General features: G+C 60.0%; 16 protein-coding genes and 2 pseudogenes. 8 read left to right on the top strand and 10 right to left on the bottom strand.

What is annotated here, in order from left to right; genetic code table 11:
• Window positions 1–63: 63 nt before the first annotated feature.
• Both OU682_RS24360 and OU682_RS20460 read right to left on the bottom strand, forming a co-directional pair.
• Window positions 64–438 (bottom strand): VOC family protein, encoded by a 375-nt coding sequence (locus OU682_RS24360; protein ID WP_371832287.1) that lies wholly within the window; start codon window positions 436–438, stop codon window positions 64–66.
• Window positions 439–638: 200 nt separating this feature from the next.
• Window positions 639–2,075, bottom strand: a complete 1,437-nt coding sequence (locus OU682_RS20460; RefSeq protein WP_268944063.1) for a DUF6880 family protein — start codon at window positions 2,073–2,075, stop codon at window positions 639–641.
• Window positions 2,076–2,587: 512 nt separating this feature from the next.
• Between OU682_RS20460 and repA the strand changes: the two genes are divergently transcribed.
• From repA to repC, 3 genes are all read left to right on the top strand, one after another.
• A complete protein-coding gene (repA, locus tag OU682_RS20455) occupies window positions 2,588–3,793 on the top strand; it encodes a plasmid partitioning protein RepA (protein ID WP_268944062.1) in 1,206 nt (401 codons plus the stop codon).
• A gap of 38 nt (window positions 3,794–3,831) precedes the next feature.
• Entirely contained in the window at window positions 3,832–4,863 is a 1,032-nt protein-coding gene (gene repB, locus OU682_RS20450) for a plasmid partitioning protein RepB (RefSeq protein WP_268944061.1), read from the top strand.
• Between the two features lie 287 nt (window positions 4,864–5,150).
• Entirely contained in the window at window positions 5,151–6,368 is a 1,218-nt protein-coding gene (repC, locus tag OU682_RS20445; RefSeq protein WP_268944060.1) for a plasmid replication protein RepC, read from the top strand.
• A gap of 1,564 nt (window positions 6,369–7,932) precedes the next feature.
• On the opposite strand, the gene OU682_RS24560 is transcribed toward repC, so the two are convergent.
• Complete coding sequence (locus OU682_RS24560; protein ID WP_503635298.1) at window positions 7,933–8,352, bottom strand: hypothetical protein; 420 nt, start codon at window positions 8,350–8,352, stop codon at window positions 7,933–7,935.
• A 580-nt stretch (window positions 8,353–8,932) separates the two neighbouring features.
• A complete protein-coding gene (locus tag OU682_RS20435; protein WP_268944058.1) occupies window positions 8,933–9,826 on the bottom strand; it encodes a recombinase family protein in 894 nt (297 codons plus the stop codon).
• 258 nt (window positions 9,827–10,084) lie between these two features.
• Between OU682_RS20435 and OU682_RS20430 the strand changes: the two genes are divergently transcribed.
• Together OU682_RS20430 and OU682_RS20425 are read left to right on the top strand one after the other, a co-directional pair.
• Complete coding sequence (locus OU682_RS20430) at window positions 10,085–11,044, top strand: hypothetical protein (protein ID WP_268944057.1); 960 nt, start codon at window positions 10,085–10,087, stop codon at window positions 11,042–11,044.
• Between the two features lie 56 nt (window positions 11,045–11,100).
• Complete coding sequence (locus tag OU682_RS20425; protein ID WP_268944056.1) at window positions 11,101–11,310, top strand: hypothetical protein; 210 nt, start codon at window positions 11,101–11,103, stop codon at window positions 11,308–11,310.
• Window positions 11,311–11,516: 206 nt separating this feature from the next.
• Here OU682_RS20425 and OU682_RS20420 read toward each other — a convergent pair whose 3' ends face one another.
• A complete protein-coding gene (locus OU682_RS20420; RefSeq protein WP_268944055.1) occupies window positions 11,517–11,780 on the bottom strand; it encodes a hypothetical protein in 264 nt (87 codons plus the stop codon).
• A gap of 715 nt (window positions 11,781–12,495) precedes the next feature.
• Between OU682_RS20420 and OU682_RS20415 the strand changes: the two genes are divergently transcribed.
• On the top strand, window positions 12,496–13,149 hold the full coding sequence (locus OU682_RS20415) for an outer membrane protein (RefSeq protein ID WP_268944054.1): 654 nt from the start codon (window positions 12,496–12,498) through the stop codon (window positions 13,147–13,149).
• A 114-nt stretch (window positions 13,150–13,263) separates the two neighbouring features.
• Here OU682_RS20415 and OU682_RS20410 read toward each other — a convergent pair.
• Both OU682_RS20410 and OU682_RS20405 read right to left on the bottom strand, forming a co-directional pair.
• Window positions 13,264–13,544: pseudogene (locus OU682_RS20410) on the bottom strand (transposase); the annotation flags it as partial.
• A gap of 500 nt (window positions 13,545–14,044) precedes the next feature.
• Window positions 14,045–14,230, bottom strand: a pseudogene (locus OU682_RS20405) (transposase domain-containing protein); the annotation flags it as partial.
• 374 nt (window positions 14,231–14,604) lie between these two features.
• On the opposite strand from OU682_RS20405, the gene OU682_RS20400 reads away from it, so the two are divergent.
• Entirely contained in the window at window positions 14,605–15,309 is a 705-nt protein-coding gene (locus OU682_RS20400) for a hypothetical protein (RefSeq protein WP_268944052.1), read from the top strand.
• A 134-nt stretch (window positions 15,310–15,443) separates the two neighbouring features.
• On the opposite strand, the gene OU682_RS24355 is transcribed toward OU682_RS20400, so the two are convergent.
• From OU682_RS24355 to OU682_RS20385, 3 genes are read right to left on the bottom strand one after another with little or no spacing between them, the layout of a single operon-like run.
• A complete protein-coding gene (locus OU682_RS24355; RefSeq protein ID WP_371832286.1) occupies window positions 15,444–15,947 on the bottom strand; it encodes a glycosyltransferase in 504 nt (167 codons plus the stop codon).
• The gene (locus OU682_RS20390; protein ID WP_268944050.1) at window positions 15,944–16,789 is read right to left on the bottom strand and encodes a sulfotransferase domain-containing protein; all 846 of its coding nucleotides are present in this window, start codon (window positions 16,787–16,789) and stop codon (window positions 15,944–15,946) included. The genes OU682_RS24355 and OU682_RS20390 overlap by 4 nt, the downstream gene beginning before the upstream one ends.
• Entirely contained in the window at window positions 16,786–18,171 is a 1,386-nt protein-coding gene (locus OU682_RS20385; protein ID WP_268944049.1) for a lipopolysaccharide biosynthesis protein, read from the bottom strand. The genes OU682_RS20390 and OU682_RS20385 overlap by 4 nt, the downstream gene beginning before the upstream one ends.
• A 740-nt stretch (window positions 18,172–18,911) precedes the next feature.
• Between OU682_RS20385 and OU682_RS20380 the strand changes: the two genes are divergently transcribed.
• Window positions 18,912–19,091 (top strand): hypothetical protein (locus OU682_RS20380; protein ID WP_268944048.1); only part of this gene is annotated, 180 nt, incomplete at its 3' end.

The following is a 19,091-nucleotide window of genomic DNA, read 5'->3' as shown; positions in this document are numbered from 1 at the left end:
ACTGATGAAAGTTTCAGCGCCTTCATTGCTCTCGCCGCAACCGTCATCCGACTCCGGTGAACGTCAACACACCCTAGGGAGCGGGACGAAAGATATCCTCGTGCAGGCAGAGGATGTTGCCTTCTGGATCGCTGAACCACGCGGCTTTTTCGGAGCCCAGCACGCAGACATGCTCCACCGTCCTGAATCCCGGAAGATCATAGTCGGAAACACCACGCCACGGGCCTCGAGTTCATTGATCGCCACCCGAATGTCATTCACCCGAAAGCTCAGGGCAGTATGTTCTGCTTTGGTCCCCTCGGGTTTGGGGAACAGGGCGATCTCGGTGCCTCCGCAGTGAGAGACTACCTTTCCGTCAAGCCGTTCCTCTCCTGCAGGCAGCGCCAAGGCCTGTTCATAGAACTCGCGCGCTCGTGCGAGATCGCGGACCGGCAGCATCACTGTGACCTGACTGGCATCGAGTTGCATGGCACCCTACCCTGCCCCCGGGTTCGACCATTCTACGCTCGTCCCTAGCTTCAAGCTAGCGGTGCCAGAGCGCCGCAGCCCTGACGTTGCCTCGCGGCTCCAAAGGCTGGCTACAGGAAAGCCGCAGTGCAGCACAACGCCCGGACCTGACTGTCGGCTTAGGGCCGACCTCACCCCTCGACCAATTGCCAGAAGCCATACTTCCGCCCGTGCTTCTGTTTGAGGGTAGCGACGAATTGTTCATGTGTGGGAAAGCTGCCGTGATCGTTGATGGCCAGATCGGATGATTGGCATTCGGCTAAGTGGCGAGCTGCATGGCGGTATCGCTTGGCTTTTCCTCCATCCAGTGTGTTCTCGATCATGGCCCGGCGTATCAGCGTGGCGGCAAGCGGGTGTTTGGCTTCTAGAGCCTCCGCTGCCGTCGAGAGCAGATGATAAGCATTCCCGTCCAACTGATCCGCTCGCGCCATCACGACCCGCGCCGCGCGATCATGGCTGGGCCAGCCAACCAGGAAGCTGATCGCCGCGCCCAGGTGGGAGTGGCCTTCAGCAATGCCGAGTGCCTTTTCCTCTGCCTCGATGTCATCAAAGTCGGGGAGGAGCTTCAGGTACTTCCGAAGGCTGCGCGCGCTGAAGGACTGCTCGAACCTGTCCCAAAGATGCGTCTTGAGCTCATCGAGCTTGCCCAGCTTCTCAAGGCATTCCTCATAGACCTCGTCAAGCTCACCCTGGAACATCCTGAACGACGTGCCCGCATCGGCGGCGCGGGCGCGACTGACGATGTCGAACGCCTCGTCGATGCGGCCGGCATCAAGCAATCTGCGCGCCACGTCAGGGGCAATCGTGCCGTAGGTCAGTTGTTCGGCGGAATAGCGGGCCATGTAGGCGTCAACATCGCCCTGGGCATCGGCAACATCCGCCAGGATGATCGACCGTGTGATCTGCCTGTGGCGGCGAACGCTGTCTGCCGGCGAAGACGATAGGCCAATGCCCTGGTATCTGGCCAACTCATGGTCCGTGGGGGGCGCTGCCGCCCATGCGTCGGTGATCTGCTTGAGATATTCGAGACCGTCCTGGCCGAGGACCTCGGCCACGGCCGGAATGATCCCGTCGAACTCACCGTAGTCTGCCTCGGCAACGGCATGCAGCACCCGCTCCGCCAGCGTCTTGGGATGCACCGAAATCTTCGCGGATAGCTTGCCGATCATCTCCATGGCCGCTCCCATGACATCCCCGATTGCCCCGTTGCTGTCGTTGGTGCGCTGATGGAGGGAGGGAGCCAGTTGCAGCAAGGACCAGAGCAGCTCGAAGGCCTCATCGGCATCCTGTGGCACGATCGTGGTCTCGATCATCCCCAGCAGTCCTCTGAGGTCCTTGACCAGCGCCCTCTGCTTGCTCCAGTCGACATAGCTGGTGGAGCGCCGAAGGGAAGCGAACCGCTTGCGGATATCGGCGGCGACGTCCGCTGGGCCCTGCGCAGCGCTGAGTTCCATTCGGGCACGGCGCTGCAGGGCTGCGCTTCCCTGCACCAGGTCCATGACCAGCTCGGCGAGCTTTTCTGCCCCAAGCTTCTCGAGGTTTGCCTTGTTCAGCGTCTTCTTGGACATTGACGGAGTGTCTCAGCACGGATCCAGTACAGCATCGCCGAGATTGCCCGGTATGGAATGCTGCAGCAAGCAGGCATGGTCGGTTCGGACAAGCGCTCTATAAGTCAATCCGGCTGCTTTCGAAGCTCTGCGAACGCTTGACCAAGCTGCAATGACCGTAACTGCCGTTCCGATGCATGTGGAGGATCAAGCCTTCAATGTATCGAAGGAGGCGGCTGTTGATCTCTCCCAGCCATGCAGCCGAATCGAGTCGGGTGGGATCCAGGAGTCTTACCGCGCAATAGCTGCAACGGATCAAAGTTATCCACAGTTTCGGCTCTATGTCAGTCCTTTGTGGCATGTATCCCGCACTGAATCGGCCCATGCAGGGGCGTCGGTCGTGAAATAACTTGTCATAGCTCCCCCGTTGATGCCATTTGGTCCAGAGCGACGAAGATCGATAATAACGGTTGATGCCAGATTTACGCAGCACGAGCGTGAAGCCGAGAGTGGAAGCCGGGAGGAGCTGGGCAATGGACGACATCGAAACCATCCTAGGGCAGCCACCCAGTGACAACATCTTTGCCGACCTGTGCCGGGACGATGAACGACTGCGGCAGTCCCTTGAGAAGCATATGCGCAATGTCTTCGCGCCAGAGCTTCGCAAGGAGATGCGGACATTCTCTCCATCCGAGGCAGCCTCACTCATCGGCGTAACTGTCTCCAATCTCCGCAAGTTGCACCACGATGGCAAGATCCCCGACGTGGAGCAAGACAAGCGGGGCTATCGCAACTACAGCGGTGCCGACATCGATGCCATCAGGATCGCACTCGGACGCAGTGCCCGCGACCCCTTTCAGTATCTGCCCGGCCGACGCGCAGGCGAGCACCTGCAGGTCCTGACATTCTCGACCTTCAAGGGCGGCTCGGCTAAGACGACCAGCAGCATCCACACAGCGCAGCGGCTCGCGCTCAAGGGCTACAAGGTTCTCGCAATTGACATGGACCCCCAAGGGTCACTCACGACCATGATGGGCCTGATGACAGATCTCGAGATGGGTGAGATGCCGACCATCTACGATGCCATCAGGTATGAGGACCAACTATCGATGAAAGAAGTGGTCCGCAAAAGTTACTTCCACAACCTAGACATCGCTCCTGCCGGCCTGATCCTGTCGGAGTTCGAAACCGAGACCCCGCGCCACATGAACAAGCCGGGCATCGTGCCTTTCTATCTCCGCTTGCGCTCGGCGATCGACCAAGTGGCGGACGACTACGACATCGTCATCATCGATTGTCCGCCGCAGCTGGGCTACCTGACGCTCTCTTCCTTGGTTGCTGCTACCGGATTGATGATCACCATCATACCGAACATGCTCGATGTCGCCTCGCTGAGCCAATACCTCTCGATGGCTACATCAGTTCTGCAGGTCGTTGCCAACCATGGCATGCAATTGGAATACGACTTTCAGCGCTACTTGCTTTGCCGGTATGAGCCCTCGGATTCACCGCAGGCGCAAATGTCCGGCTTTCTTCGCTATGTTTTCGGGCCGCGGCTGATGACAGAGGTCTTCCTGAAGTCGACCGCAGTGTCCGACGCCGGGCTCCGGCAGATGACCCTTTACGAGATCAGCCGGGCCGAGGTGAACAAGCAAACCTTGGACCGCGCTCTGGATTCCATCAATCAGGTCGTCGACGAGCTGGAGCGCACCATCCACAAAGCTTGGGGTCGAAGCTGATGGCACGTAGAGTCAGGCCCAACATCTTCGGAGCCATCATGGACGGCTCGGCGGATAACGAAGCTCAGGCACTTTCGGAGGGTGCGGCCGCCGATGCGTCCGCGCCTTCGGAGCATGCGCCCCCCTCCCCTGCCCTGCATGCGGCCTCGAAGCCTTCTTCCATCCCTGCAGCCTTCCATCGTGGTCCCGTCGCCGCGCTCGAGAACGATCTGCGCCAAAGCATGAGCCAGACGCTCCGGGACATCGACACCTCTCTCATCGACCCGAGCCCCTTCTCCGACAGGCTGGCGATCACCGAAGACGACATACAGGATCTCCGAGACTCTATCGAGCGAAGCGGCCTGCGCGTCCCCATCCTCCTGCGACCGAATACGGACAAGCCCGGACGCTTCATCATCGTCTACGGCCGCCGGCGCCTGGAAGCATTGAAGTCGCTCGGCATGCCCGCGCGGGCCCTTGTCCGCGACATGAGCGATGTGGATTCAGTTCTGGCCCAAGGTCAGGAGAATAATGCGCGGCTGGATCCCTCGTTTATCGAAAAGGCGCTCTTTGCAGCGTCGCTTGAGGGAGCGGGCTACGAGAGCCGTGTCATTCAAGACGCACTTAACGTCAACAAAACTTACCTATCTCATATGCGACGGGTCGTGACAAACGTACCCGATGCGGTCATTCGCCAGATCGGGTCTGCTCAGGGCGTCGGTTGGAAGAAGTGGCACGAAGCGGTTGACCTGATCGTCAAGGGTGGTGTGGACCCGGAGATCCCGACTGACTTCTTCGACAACGCAACTGATCGGGACGCCCGCTTCGTAGTCTGGCTAGAGCATCTTCGCAAATTGGAGCGGCAGAAGCGTAATAAGCCTCAACCTGTTGAAAAGATTGCGGAAAGGTGCGTACGGCCAGTTACACTCCGGGATGGACGGACCCGGATCGGTGAAGTCCGGCGCAATGGCGGCGCGGTGCATCTTTGCACCGACCCGCGTGAAACGGAATTCTCCCGGTGGCTGGATGCCAACGGCGAGGAACTGCTGGCTCGTCTCTATGACGAGTTCGCAGAGCAAAGCCGAAGCTGAGGCTTCGGTTTACCAGGTAAACCCGAACTGAAACGAGCAAAGGAGGCACGAACAGAGAGCCATAAAAGGAAAGAGCCCCCCGAGACATTCCCGGAGAGCCCTACATAACTAGACTTTGCACCTCTTGTGTAGCCTCTCCCCGAATCACTGTCAACGACGCCTCTTGGGCGAACGGAGATGATTTGCCTGAAAACTCCGTGATTCTCCGGATTTGAGGAGGGCTGTCATGCCGTTTACCAAGTAAACCGTGGGGTTCTCGCCCATACGGCATCTCTCGTGATGAGCAGATGGCATTAAAACGAATCAGCTTGGCTTCCGCCGGGCCAAATGCGCATGCCCAATCAGGAGCTAATTGGGATCGTCCAGCTATTCAATCACTTGTCAGGGACCTGCAGGAAGTCGCGGGCGATCTCGGGCTGAAAGACCGGCACATACGTGTCCTCACCGCGCTGGCGAGCTTCGTGCGGGAGTTTACCTCGGACAATCGGCCGGTAGTCTTTGCCTCAAACGAGGCTCTGTCAAAGCGCGCGGCTGGAATGCCCGTCCCTACCCTTCAGCGCACCCTCCGCCAGCTCTGCGGGCTCGACCTTGTCGAGCGCAACCTCTCCCCAAACGGGAAGCGCTACCCACACCGAGGAGCTAACGGCGCAATCGTCGAGGCTTTCGGTATCGATCTCAGCCCATTGCTTCGTCAGGCGAACGAGATCCGCAGCCTCGCCGTTCATGCCGAAGAGCGCAAAGGAAGAATAAGGCTGATCCGCGATAGGCTGTCCCTGCTCCGGAACAGGCTTCCCAAAGAGGGCGAGGCGCAGGCAACAATCCGTGCCCTCCTCCGGACACGACACAGATGCCCAAGCGAATTGGAAGCAGCCTACCAGAACCTTTCCGATCTGGCGGAGGCATCATCTTCGCCGGCGGTCGCCGTGCAGGAGCGTCCAGAGTTTACCCCGGCAATCCATCTTGAACTCGACATGGATGCCCTTCCTCAGAAGTATGCTGCTCCTGCTCATGTCCCCTCCCCCGCTATTGCCGGACCTGCCAATACGGAGGAACTGACACCCAATGCGCATCAGATTGACACGCACCATCAGAGTTCAAAACCGAGAATCTTTGAATCTGAAGAGGCTCAGAAAATAGGTGAAGAAACCTGCACAAGCAGCGATGACTGCAACATGCAGGATGTAACAGCAGCCGAGCTGGCCGATACATGCCCTGAGGCCATCCAGTATGCCCTTGGTAAGCCAAAGAGCTGGAGAGACTTCCATAATCTCGCGCTGTCGCTGGCACCAATGGTTGGGATTGGCGAACAACTGGCCAGGCGGGCACACGAAAAGCTTGGCGTGCAGGGCTTCACCATGACCGTCCTATGCTTGGTGCAGAAGTTCGGCGTGATCCGCAATCCTGCAGCCTACCTGACTCGCCTGCTTATGCCGAACGGCCAAGACTATTCACCCGTTCGGTTCCTAAGGAGCATTGCGGCTCGACAGGCTGCAGCAGCAGCGTGAGCATGATTTAGGGTGATGTCTGGTACTCCGATTTACTCTGGAGGGTCTCACAGAGGGTCAGCCGTGTACAGCACGCAGGCTGCCGGCGCGCGTCGCCGCTTCCTGTGCTGCATCGCTGCCCAAGCCCGCGCGCAAGGATCGCCTAGCATCTTCTTGTGCAATCGAACCAAATTCCGGAGGATCGAGTTCTAGCCACATCGGCCGTATTCAAGCAGAGACTCACTCGAATGCGCAAGGAGGTTTAACAGGTAAACCGCTCCTCAAGTCTACGGCGCAAGGCGATCAGTATCGGACCGCGAAGACGGCTTGCAGGTAACGGTTGCACGGCAAAGACACAGATGGCCCAGTGGGGATTAGAGATTACCACCAACTACATGTATGTTGACGCCTCTGTGGTGAGAAGCTCCTCGAAGTTAGCCATGGTTTACAGATAAGCCCCACGGAGTTCGAAGCGCGATCGCCAATACGCATGCTGACCGACGACACCCGCGACAAGCTCCTGCACCGGACTCCATCAATACCAAACCTGCTCTACCTTGGAACGGCGGTTTGCTCAGAGGATAAGTGCAAGCCCGCAGAGCCCATCGCAGGTTTACCTGGTAAACCGCAACGAAGGCCTAAGGGGCTGATTTTGAATTCAGCATCGGCCTGTTGCATCATTGAGGTCCGCCTCGCTCGCCCGAGGCGGACCCTTGGCTGGATGCTTATCCAGCCAAAGGCCAATGGAAATTGCAGGGGGCCATAACCATCTTGGGCCACAAGATAATGGCATGGTGATCGCCAGTCTTCCGCAACATTGAGATCTCCGGGGCACACTCGGGGATCATAGCTCCCTTGAGAGTGTCAGCACGTCCAACACGGAACCTCCAACTCAATCGTGCATCAGTCGTGGACACATAAAGGACCTTTGGCATGTGCTAGAGTCCATCAGCCAAGGACCCCCAAATAGATCAAAAAGCCCGCTAGTGCCGTGCGAGAAAACAACCAATGATAGATTCCAGTTAGACACTCCTTTGTGGGGCGGACCGAGTTGACCTCCGGCCGATCAAGGCGCAACAGGCGTTCTCACACGAAATCGCAATGCCATGCTTCGATGGGGAATTTGTAACGGCAATCGAATAGACGCCAGGCAGATGGGAGATGGAAGTTAGCCGCCAGTGTGCCACGATAATCCTCACTAAAAATCCGCCGTGGCAACACCGAGTTTGATCGCCGCTCAAAGTGCCCCAGTTTACCTGGTAGACTCCGCGCTATTTTCAGATCCTATCCGTCTCCCTAGCCGTAAAAAACGGCAGGATGGCAGGTATGGTACAGTCAAGGCGGGCACCCTGCGAAAGTCCGAATAATCCGAAGTTGGAGCGCGCTGCTCACCGGCGAGCACAAAGGCACACTCGCGAGTATTTCCCAGTGCGTTATTACATAACCCTTATCAGGGCAGGGATCCCGTCGAGGCACGTTATCCGCGATGGAGAAAAGCTGCATCTGGTCCCGACGAATTGAGAAGGGCAGGGGAGCGTGCAAGATGAGCCTTGTCTGACTGACCATGCGAACACACAACGCACCCCTAGGCGCTGAAATGTCCGGCTGCGAAAATCGGCCAAACGTTCAAAGCAAAGCGATGCCGCAAGACGTTCCACGGAGTCTTGCTCCCGGACATCTTACGGCCATGGAGGGCACGATCAGCGGCACAAATCCTCGCACGACTGTGACCTTGGTCCATTGCTGTCTCGACACACAAGAAGGAAATAGACATGGGTGATGTGATGAAGATCCCGCCTGCCTGATCGGCGGCGCCATGGGCGACGCGCTCGGGGCCGAGATCGAGTTCTGGAACCTTGAGCAGATCCGGACGCGCTTTTCGGGATCCGGAGGAGTTGCCGTCGCATGACGGAAGGGCAGGGCGGATCACTGACGACACGCAGATGACGCTGTTCACCGCAGAGAGGTTGATCCGTGCCTTGGTGCGGGCACAGGCGCGCGGCATCTGCGCACCCGAAGGCGTCGTGCATCACGAAAGACTGAAAAGAACTTAGGTCATAAATGTCGTCGGGTTCGCTGAGCTGGACCAACAGCACCTTGCTACGGACGCTCTCCTGTCTCCCAGAGTAGCTGTCAACCTGAGCTGACGAACTGACTTTCAAGTGAGACGGGCCCGGTCTCAGTCGGCGGGCCACCCGGTGATGAGGCGTACGACAACGGCGTCGGACATTTCACTAAAGCTTGGAACGCTCTCAAACGTACGTGTCTGGCTGCGGGGTGCCAGTGGGAGGGATAGTGGCACGCAGCCGGAACGAGGCAGCGCCTTGATTGCGAGAGACGAAACATCAAAAGCCATGGCGTTTTCCTTTCTTGCGGACTGGACCATCCGGCCACGAGGAAAATCGATGTCTTCCCCTTTATATCACGACTCTCACCGACCCATGTTGCTGCACCATTCCGGCAATCGGAATTCGGTCAAGTCTGTAACCGACATGCCACATACGCCAGCTGTCATGAGGCTGCGCCGTTGAGCCTGATTTCTTCAGGCTCATGGCCCAAGGCGCGGAGAGACAAATCGAAGAGGTTTAGCTTTCCGCAGCCATCCCCATCTTCCCGGCCCTTTGCAGCAGCATTCGCACTGTCGAAGGATACCACTTGGTGTTTCCGCGTGGTGTGCGCTCGCGCATCTGTTCCAGCCGGGTGGCAATGCCCGCAAGGGTGAGGTCGGGATCGGCATGGCGCATGCCGGCAACGATGGCCAACAGGCGGTCATCGGGATCACGGCGCGGGGCCCGGTCGAGAACGGTGGAGGGCAGAAGCCCGTCGCGGACATAGCGCTTTGCGGCACGCTTTAGCCGCTCGATGCTCCAGTCGGGACTGTCCCGCCCTTTGCGGGCGTTGAGAAGGCGGGTCAGATCATCCCAGGCCATGTCGGGGCGATGGCGCCGCACCAACGGCACCCATGTCTGGGCGGTGCCTTCAAGCTTGCGGGCATAGGTTTCGTCTCGCGCCAGGCGCAGCTTGCGCAGAGCGTCGCGGTCACCGGATCGCAGCGCCGGATTGCCGCCGATCCTTCCCTGGGCGCGGGCAGATCGCAGCCCGGCCTTGGTCCGCTCGCGGATCAAGGCGCGCTCCAGTTCCGCCACGGCGCCCATGACCTGCAGCGAAAAGGTGCCCTGCGGCGTCGTGGTGTCGATGGGATCACCCAGGGAGCGGAAATGCGCTCCCTTCGCCTTCAGGAGATCGATGACCTGAAGAAGGTGGACCAGCGAGCGTGCCAGCCGGTCCAGCCGGACCACGACAAGGGTATCGCCGGGCTTGATGGTCGCCAGAAGGCGGCCCAGGGCAGGGCGCGTGCGGTCGGCGCCCGAGGCCTGCTCCTCGTGGATGGTGTCACAGCCGACGGCGCGCAACTCCCTCAGTTGGGGATCAAGCGTCTGTTCGAGGGTTGAGACCCTGGCATAGCCGATCAAAGCCATGAAGCCCTCCGTTGCCAGTAATCCAGAGTGCGATTACACAATCATAATGCACCAGTAAACGGCCGTTTGAAGGTGCCTTCTCACGTCAGGCGCCTCACCCGGCCGATTGTCAATCCACAGCAATGGCAGGGCAGGGGAGGGGGAGAGAGCCTGCGGAGCCTCCACACTGTCCGATCTCACGGATTTCTGGGCACGCAGCGCAAATGCCGGTTTTCTCTTGCCATATATTTTTACTCATACAAGTGTAGATGAGCGGCGTTGGCCGTAACCTTGCGGCTGATGAGCGTGGAGATACAGATGGATGTCGGTGCTCTTCTTCTTCGTTGCGAGATCGTGGCCGGCCGCATCGACGGCATCCTCCTCGCCGATCCCGATCTGGCGGGGCTCTGGAGGACCGAGGTGGCGCTTCTCGAGGCCGCGGCCTCGGTGGGTCTCGAGGGGGAAAGGATCTCCACCGCCGGCATGGTCATGCGCCTGACCAGCAACCTTGCGATCGAGGAGGAGTCGCGAACGACGGAAATGGCACTGAGGATGCTGTCCGTCCTCAAGCGGCCCGGAAACATCTTCAATGCGCCTGTCGAGACAATGGGAAGGATCGAGGCCGCGGCCAGCCCGGTGGGCCAAGCGCGGGACGAAACGGACCGGCTCGACGACAGGGAACTGGCCCTTGTCGTGGACGAGGGCCGGAGATGGGCCCATTTCCCCATCCTTGCCGGATGGCGGGCGGCGGCCGTCTATGCCTTCAGGTCACGGCGGGAAAGCCCGGCCGCCGAGCGGCTCGTCTTCATGGCCGTTGAAGGGGCCGCCCGGCATCTGATCGGGCTTTCACCCGTGCCATCGGCGCCACCACCGGACGATGGCGATGCACAGGCAGCTATTCTCATGCGGGCATCGGCCGGCTGGATCCTGGCCCCGTCGGTGGCAATGGCCCGCAACGGCCTGCGCATCTGGTCGCCCCTGTCCGGCATCGAGAGCTTCCTCGATGCGGCCTCTCGCGCGCTGTCCCAGGATCTGGGCCAGCTCGGCACATTGCGGCACGAGCTTTCCCGGCTGGACAAGGTCGTGGCCGGCGTCAGCGGCCGCTCCCGCATGGGTGACCTGGTGGCCCTTCTCAGGAAGCAGCCGGTCGTGAGCTCGGCCATGGTCCGCGACCGGGCGTCAGCCGCAGGACAGCGCTGGCGCTCATCGAGGAGCTGGAGGAGGCCAGCTGCCTCGTGAACGTGACCGGCAGGCGATCGGCCAGGTTCTGGGCCTTGCCGTCGCTGGCATCGCAGATGAGGCCGTCAGCCGCGATCCGCCGCGGGGCGCCGAGAGCAGCGCCGCCGGCCAAGGCGGCGGTCAGCCTCGAGGCTGTCGGCCGGCCCGGCCAACTTCATGAACAGTTTGACGAGGACAGGCTGAACCGCATCATGGAGAACCTGGACGCGGCCATGGCCGGACTTGAGGCGGTCGTCAGGCGCCGGCCCGGGGCCGGGGAAATGTAAGGCCAGGGTCACAGCCGGTGGCTCGTGATCCCGCTGCTTCCCGCATCCGTCTCGTCGGCTCGTATAGGACGTCATGGATGATCATTGGGGTTAGAGCCGAAGGGGCAGCCGTGCTGGCAAGCCGCCCTGGCAGCTCAGCCGAGCGAGAAAGGCCTCCGCATGCGAGGCCTTTTCTGCCGACGCGGATCACGTTTGATCCTTGGTGTCTACGCGTATGCCCGATGACTGGCCCGCCAGGGCTGGCGAGGCTGGATCGGGACAGCGCGATTGGCCGCCTCCTCCAGTGCCGGCTGCAGTTCGGTGTGGCGGCCATGATGGGTGATCTTGAAGAAGAAAGCGTCGGGGAGTGAAACTTCGACCACCAGGAAGTTTGCCTCATCCTGCACTTCCACCCGAAAGCGGCTGTCGGCGATGAGCACATACTCTCCTTGAGGGCATTCGGGGGTCGTCTCGAACTTGAATCGGTTCACTCTTTTCCTCCGCAATTACTGAAAAGCCGGGCAAAGCTGCGCGGCTAGAAATGCAAGAAAATCCAATCCTTCCTTGTCTGTTCCCCATTAAAACAATGATGAACGGGATATTTTGGTAATGGTTAACGCAGTTTCACTTGAGAAGTGTCGCCTAGTTGTCATTTCGATGGTTCCGCGAGGAGTTGGGCCGCAACTTTTTGCAAGCAGGCCGCCTGATGGTGGAAGAAGCCGCGGCTAAGGCCCATGGCCATCAGGCCTCGAAGTGGCCGGTGTCGATGCAGTCGGCAGCCGTCGGACTTGATAAATAGATACGCGGGCGCAGGACACCGGGGGCTGAAATTCATGTCGCGCCTTCCTGCCTGAGTGCATCGGGATATCCGGCATGATGAAAAGGCGGTCCCATCTGGGTTGTTTCAGGGTCCAGGAAGTTGAGCTTTCCAGCGATACCATGCCGCCGCGATCAGCCTGTCGATGGTTCGCCCTCAACCCGGCCCGGCGCCGCCAACCGTGTATTCGTCCATGTCCGCAGCCTTCCTTCCTCCCCGCCAGCGACCATCGGGAAGAAGGATGCGGGCTGGCGCTGCGGTGACCAAACGGCGCCCAAACCGAAGTCTCGCTCTATTTCGGTCCGCCGCGTTCCGGCAAACCGGTTAAACATTGATCGCGGGTGGTGTAAAATAAAGCTTGGGCGCGGAACAGCGAAAGGGAGAGGACCATGAAACGGGCATCTTTGGCCGCAGCAGTGGCGATCGCCACGCTGACAGGGGGCGCAGAGATGGCGTCCGCCCAGGGGTTTTCGATGGACGACGTCTACCTCAAGGGTTTTGGTGGCGCGACCTGGCCGTCGGACTTGGACACGACGCTCATCGAGGAAGGGGAGCAGATCGCCCTCCCCAGCTTCGACCATGACACCGGTTACACCCTGGGCATCGCGGTCGGCGCAACGGTCATGCCGAACCTCGCGGTCGAGCTCGAATACGCCTACCGCAAGGCCGACTTCACCGTCAGAGACCGGGATGAGGGCGATCAGACCGACGGCGACACCTCTGCCAAGGCCTTCATGGTCAATGCGCTCTACATGTTCGACAGCATGGGCCCTACGGGGGCGATCCAGCCCTACCTCGGCGCTGGCATCGGTGCAGCCAATGTAGAGAAGAGCGCCGGGGGCCAGGATTTCGACGGCGACGGACTGCTTGCCTACCAGTTGATCGGCGGCGTCGGCTATGAGGTGAACCCCAATGTGAGCCTCTTCGCTGAGGGACGCTGGTTCCAGACGGAGTCGGATACGTTCGACGGCCCCGACCAGGAGAGCTTCGACGGCAAGTTCGAGACCTTTGACTTGCTCGTCGGCATGCGCTTTGCCTTCTGACAAAAACTGACGGACGGACGCCCGGCCTGCCTGAGAGCTTGAATCAAACGTTGATGCGCAATCGCAGTATCTTGCGGAACGCCGCCTCATGAGCCTGATGCTTGCGATCAGGGTTCAGGCCATTGAGCTTTCCACCGATTGCTCCCAATCCTTTGCCAACCTGTGGCATTGTTCGAGCCATGTGAGTGTTTGCTCGACGAACTGTCGACGCGACAGAACCTCGAACCCTTTTGCGGTGTCGGAGCGCTTGAAGATCTCGAGCGTCCAGTCGCCGCGGCCCCTGAGCGTTGCCTTCAACTTATCCCGGCATAGCCGCCATTGGCGAACACATGGTGCAGCCAAGGGAACCGGTGCCGGATGGAGCGGAAGATGTCCGGAGCACAATCGCGGTCCTGCCGGCTCATCCCCTCGGGGCTGCCCGACTGGAGTGAACCCCTTGGGCATTGGCCTGCTGGCTTTCTCCAATCCTGCCTACCAGGACCAGGTGAAGTTCGGGATCCTTGGGGGGCTCTCGTTGCAGGGTTGATGGGATACCTGATCTTGCGGATGGCGGAGCGTGAGCCCATGAGACTGGCAACGCGTTGCACGGAACGGATGGAGCGGAAGCCCGTGTGATCGTCACATGGATCAGCGGTAACAAGTTCTGAGGGCAATTACAAAGCGGGAGGAGAGCCAGCCCTGCAGCTTCTGCACTGCAGCAAATATCCGCTTCGTTAGCTTAGTCGCTATACGACGCATAGCTTGATAGACTGCAGGACCGCCCGAATGGGGAGGGCTCAGCGGACACTCCGTCTGCTCTTCATATATACCCGTTACGACCATGTCAGGCGGCAGCACTGACCAAGCGGCCATTCGCTACGAGTGCAGTAACAGTCCGGTCCAAGGGCTATCTATTTCAGTGCCATGGCAGCAGTTCATCGACCTTAGTGATCTTGTGGGCTGGGATACCCGCAAGGGTGTCGGCGAGCCAGGCCTGTGGGTCGCCGCCATTCAGCTTGACCGTTTCAATCAGGGTGTATGCGATGGCGGCTGCCTTGCCGTCTGCCTCGGAGCCGACGAAGAGGTGATTTTTCCTGCCGAGGGGAGTCACCGTTCATTCTACCCATGTCGGAAAGGAGCTGGAAGTTCATTACCGCTGCATCTCTATTTCGGTTACAAAGTTTGCATTCGGCGCATAAGGCCACGAGTGACAGGCCAGTTTCTCCAGGTCTTGGGTCCAGCAGGCGTCGGACAATACAAAGACAATTGCGCGGGTTCATGGACGCAACATCGATTTCTCATCTGCGGGCTGTTGGAACTGTGTGTTTCAAAGAACACGATCCTTGAAGAGGTGCAGACGCCTTCACGCGGTTATATTCACCATTGCCCAGCAGCAAGGCTTGGCTATCAGCGCCTTATGGCAAAGGAACCTGCGCCGCATATCACCGGTTGACCGGCATGTTCATGACGGAGACCATGATGCTGACCTATACCTTTAAGATCGCCCTGATGGGCGGCAAGGCTGCCGCTCTCGGGACGATGCTGGCCACGACCACGCTGGCGCAAACCGTCGTCGAAACTCCTTCCGGAAATACTGCGGTGGTTACGGATCCCGCCTTGGAACCCACGGCGCCGGTCGGAGCGGTGGTGCAGCCGGACTTGCCTCTGCCTGAGCAGTTCGAGAATGACGTGGCCGTCAGCGAGACGTTGCTGGCGCAGGGGTTCACCGACATCCGGATCGTGCGCAAGGGTCCGATCATGACCGTCACAGCGCAACGGAACGGCATGCCGACTGAACTGCTCTACAGCACCGCGAACGGAACGCTTGTTTCGGTCGACGGGGTGGAGATGCGCGCTGCCCCGGACACTACCAGCAACGGCCAGTTCGCCGGTACCGCCGCTACAGCTACCGCCACTGGGACGCCCTCGGATGAAGGCCCGGCGGATGGGGATACCGGGATCAGTGATGGAGCCGACGCTGGTGGGGACGCCGGAACCGACAGCAGCGACACTGGGGGCAATGACACCGGAACTGATGGCGGCTCCGATAGGGGCACAGACAGTGGCGCGGACGCGGGATCCGATTCCGGATCTGACAGCGGTTCCGACACAGGGTCGGACAGCGGTTCGGACGGTGGTTCCGATAGTGGATCCGACGGCGGCTCTGACAGCAACGGTTGATCTGCTCAGATTGCAAGCCTGACGGCTGGTTGCCCGAAGATTGAGACAAGGATCTGAATGGGGGCGGGAACCATCCTCCCGCCCCTGTTTTCGTTGATCATACCTACACCCCGGCCTCATGCGCGCGCTGCAGATCAGCATAGGTTGGCTCGGCCGACCGACACAGGGGCATGTATAGGGCGATGGTTGTGATCGGCACGAGAAAGGCGGCTCCACCCGGGAGCAATCCGGCGGACGCCAAGGCCGATCGCCGCAATCGCGACCTGAACGTTGATCTTGGTCAGAAAGGAAATGACGAGGTCCGGTTTGCCATCCCGCATCGCCTTCCGCAGCCAGACGGTGTGGGAGGCCTTGGACTTGGCCGCAGCCTTGCCAAGGTCCTCTTCCATCGTGCGCAGCGATACGGCGGTGGGCATCGGATAGTAGCTTTCCGACGGGAGGTCTTTGATCGCCAGTACGGTGACTTCATGCCCCTGGCCGTCGAGGTGCCTCGCAAGGAGGCTGACGATCTTCTCGGTCCCGCCGGCACCAAGACCCGACTGAACGATCGTGATGCGCCGCGCAATCCGACGTGGCCTGACGTTTGGCAGGGCTGGCTTGATGCTCGAACAAATACACTTCTCTGACGAGCCTCTCAAATCATGCTTCGAGTCAGAAGTGCCCTGGCCTCGGGCGTTAAGGCGCGATCACACGTGGTCTCGACAAACCTGATCTGCTCGGGTGTGAGATAATCGGCGAAGCCGCCTGCCTTGCCCCGCCGCATGCGGCGGCTTTCTCCATCGCGGCGATCGTAATCATGTCCCGGCAGCCCCTTTGTCAGCTCTAGCGCCTGCATGTTCTGAAACCTTGCTGCCTCAACAGCGTCGGCAAGCATCCGGGGCTTGATCTCCAGGTCGAGCAAGGCGAGCACCCGGGCAGTCTCGCCCAGCGTATCACGCGAGAGATCCTCATAGCTGACCACGACATGCTTGCGACCCTGAAGGCCCGCGGACCAGCCGTTCAGATACTCTGCTAGAGAGGCGATGCCATGCTTCGGATCCCTGAGAAAGCCGTCAATATCACCTGAAAAGCGGTGCTTGTGGCGGGTTGCGTGAAAATATTTCGACACCATCACGTCCCTTGGATCGCGCACCATGAAGATGATGGGATGATTGCGGAACCGCAGCCGTGAATACGGAAGATGGCTGACGGCGATCAACGGCGGCGCGGACTTATGCGCGGCAAAGGCGAAGGCCGGCAGTCCGCGCTGCGTATCCATGTCGAAGTTCGGCATGACGGCGAACATTGAGTAAAGATCAGGCGCCGGTTGCAAACCATAGGCGTTGGCCAGATAGGACGAGAGGATGAAGCGGAACCAGGTTCGGCCCGACTTGGGATAGGACGCCAGAACCGCGTCGACCCGATTGGAATAGCGAGCCATACCTACGCTGTTGGCAGTGCGTTGCCACGCAGTGCGTGGCAAATCCCAAACTTTGTTCATGACACCTGCTCTTCCACGAATGCTCGTCCGACATTTGGGAGAGGTCCTGTGCCATCCCTGCGCAGGGCACCAACGGCACGTGCAAAGACCATGGCACAGAAGCCCAGAAAGACGACCCCGACAAGAAGTCCCAGACAACTAGCGGCAATGACGCCGTAGTGGGGGACCACGAAGGGGATCGGAACAAAGAAAACGGCCGCGGTGATGATTGAGACGGCCGTGAGCTGGCCGACCCTGCCAACTGTCTGAAGCGCGGAGCCAAAGACCTTTCCGGTCAGGAACAGGCAGGCTCCGGCAAGCTGAACAAGGATGTTCGGAAGGGCCGCCACGAACTCCGGCCCAAAGGCAAAGGCAACCAGCGGCCGTCCTACCAGAGCGGTCAAGCCCACTCCGCAGGCGCCGATGCCCAGAAGCACTGCAGAGGAAGCAAAGACGAAGCGCAGAAGCTGTTTCAGATTGTGCCGGGCCATCAGCTCGCACATGCGGGGGTAAAGAACGAGCTGAACAGGACTTCCCAGCCGGATGACCAGCATCGCGAAGCGCTTGGCGAGCACATAGAAGCTCAACTCGGCGGGGGTAACGAAGCCGCCCAAGGCCGCGATGTCGAACTGTCGCGTCGAGTTCCGGGCAAGCACATTGAGGTTGGAGGCCAGGATGAACCGCCACAAACCGCCCTTCTCCTGCGTCACTCCGGCCAGCGGTGTGCGCATGAGCGCAGGTCCCACCCTTTGGCGCAGAAGTGGCCAGCAGTAGAGGAGGGGGAGCAGGCGCTCCATACAGGAAACGGCGCACAGGAGGAAAACAAAGGCCTCCAGACCGCTCCCTGCGAGAAACAGAATCCCCGTCATGGCAAGGCGGAAGACCGCAGACAGAACAGTGACCCGCGCATAAAGACCGAAGCGGCCGAAGATGCGGAAAAGGGCGGTGGCGGTCATGGGCGCGGGAAGCAGGAAGGTCAGGCAATAAAGGACGACCAAAGGTTGCACCTCTGCAACGAAGCCGAACCAGGTGCTCAGCAGAGGAAGGCAGGCCAATGCCACCGCAGCGGCAAGAACCGAGCCGCCGGCGTCGAGAAGAAAGCCGAATTTCACGAGCTTGCGAAATGGCAGGTCATGCGCAGCATCGCGATGCGGCATGCCCATCCGGATCAGGGCCTGGCTGGGCTCAAGGCGCAGCACCTGATCGAACATACGCCCATAGGCCTCGATCAGGACCAGCAGCCCGAGACCTGTGGGCGACAACGCCTGTGAGGTCAGGGCAAATGTTCCGAGAGTCAGAAAGGCGATTGCGGCATTGGATGACAGGATGACAACCAGGCTGCCGAGCAGGCCCTCAAAGGAGCGAGGAAATGAACGCCGGAACCGCCGTCCTAACGGATGCATTGGCAGGCGCTCAGCAGGAAAGCAGCACGGCGGTGGAACTCGGTGCAAACGAGGTTAGGTCCGTGGACCCCTGAACGCCCGGAGTCCGGCTCCATAATCAACTTGAGGGTCAACTTCCGTTGGCCCTGACAAACTCGAGAACACGCAATACTCACAACATCTCCAATCAGGATCGGAGCCAGGGTTCAGAACAGGAAAAACCGTTGCCCCTCATGTTAGAAGGGCGGCGAAATCTCACCAACTATCCTTTTGGTCAGGTTTAACATAGGAGATTCATCCTACCGCGATGAGTATCCGCAATTCTATATTGTTAAGCCTCCTTTACTGATTTCCCGTCATCCACCCATGAAGTGGCTGATTTGGGAAGAGGCAGTGGCCGGCTATCAGGACCAATTGTTGGATAGACGAGCCATTGGCCACCTCCAACCGGCCGTTGCAGACAGTGGCGGATCTGTTCCAGGTCGATGACATCGACGCCGCCTTGATCGTGCTGACCCCTCGGGACCTGTTGGAGCAAGGCCTGGGCTTGCAGTGTATTGCAGCGGCGATGATGCCGCCGGATTTTTGGCCCGCTGGCCTTGTCCGCGCGCCGCCTTCCCCACGAGGTTCGCTCCGAACGCGGTCCTGATGGCCGACAATCCTACTGCACTGGAACGCGCCGCCGCCGCACTGGCGCTGCCGTCATCTTCCTCGGCGGGCTGCTCTTCCTCTGACAGGAGAGGGAGACGCAGGAGCGCGGTTTGCTGCTGACGGCCGTCGTCTTCCGCCAGACTGGCAAACTATTTTTCCTGATGGCGGAAGCAAAGGCCGCCCGGCTCCGTCTATCATGCAAGATGACCCGATACCGCGACCCGATCCTTGATCTTCTGGCCCCGCTCCGGCGCTATGCCTTTGCCTTGACCCGCAACCGGGCCGAGGCC

Source organism: Paracoccus benzoatiresistens (assembly GCF_026913015.1).
Lineage (GTDB): Bacteria > Pseudomonadota > Alphaproteobacteria > Rhodobacterales > Rhodobacteraceae > Paracoccus > Paracoccus benzoatiresistens.
The sequence above is the reverse complement of the archived record's forward strand: the minus strand, read 5'-3'. Positions and strand labels throughout refer to the sequence as shown.

What these genes read in the sequence shown, in the direction of transcription:
- OU682_RS24360 (WP_371832287.1), bottom strand. Translation starts at nt 438, where the DNA reads ATGCTGCCGGTCCGCGATCTCGCACGAGCGCGCGAGTTCTATGAACAG.
- OU682_RS20460 (WP_268944063.1), bottom strand. Translation starts at nt 2,075, where the DNA reads ATGTCCAAGAAGACGCTGAACAAGGCAAACCTCGAGAAGCTTGGGGCA.
- repA (WP_268944062.1), top strand. Translation starts at nt 2,588, where the DNA reads ATGGACGACATCGAAACCATCCTAGGGCAGCCACCCAGTGACAACATC.
- repB (WP_268944061.1), top strand. Translation starts at nt 3,832, where the DNA reads ATGGACGGCTCGGCGGATAACGAAGCTCAGGCACTTTCGGAGGGTGCG.
- repC (WP_268944060.1), top strand. Translation starts at nt 5,151, where the DNA reads ATGGCATTAAAACGAATCAGCTTGGCTTCCGCCGGGCCAAATGCGCAT.
- OU682_RS24560 (WP_503635298.1), bottom strand. Translation starts at nt 8,352, where the DNA reads ATGCCGCGCGCCTGTGCCCGCACCAAGGCACGGATCAACCTCTCTGCG.
- OU682_RS20435 (WP_268944058.1), bottom strand. Translation starts at nt 9,826, where the DNA reads ATGGCTTTGATCGGCTATGCCAGGGTCTCAACCCTCGAACAGACGCTT.
- OU682_RS20425 (WP_268944056.1), top strand. Translation starts at nt 11,101, where the DNA reads ATGAGGCCGTCAGCCGCGATCCGCCGCGGGGCGCCGAGAGCAGCGCCG.
- OU682_RS20415 (WP_268944054.1), top strand. Translation starts at nt 12,496, where the DNA reads ATGAAACGGGCATCTTTGGCCGCAGCAGTGGCGATCGCCACGCTGACA.
- OU682_RS20400 (WP_268944052.1), top strand. Translation starts at nt 14,605, where the DNA reads ATGATGCTGACCTATACCTTTAAGATCGCCCTGATGGGCGGCAAGGCT.
- OU682_RS20390 (WP_268944050.1), bottom strand. Translation starts at nt 16,789, where the DNA reads ATGAACAAAGTTTGGGATTTGCCACGCACTGCGTGGCAACGCACTGCC.
- OU682_RS20385 (WP_268944049.1), bottom strand. Translation starts at nt 18,171, where the DNA reads ATGCATCCGTTAGGACGGCGGTTCCGGCGTTCATTTCCTCGCTCCTTT.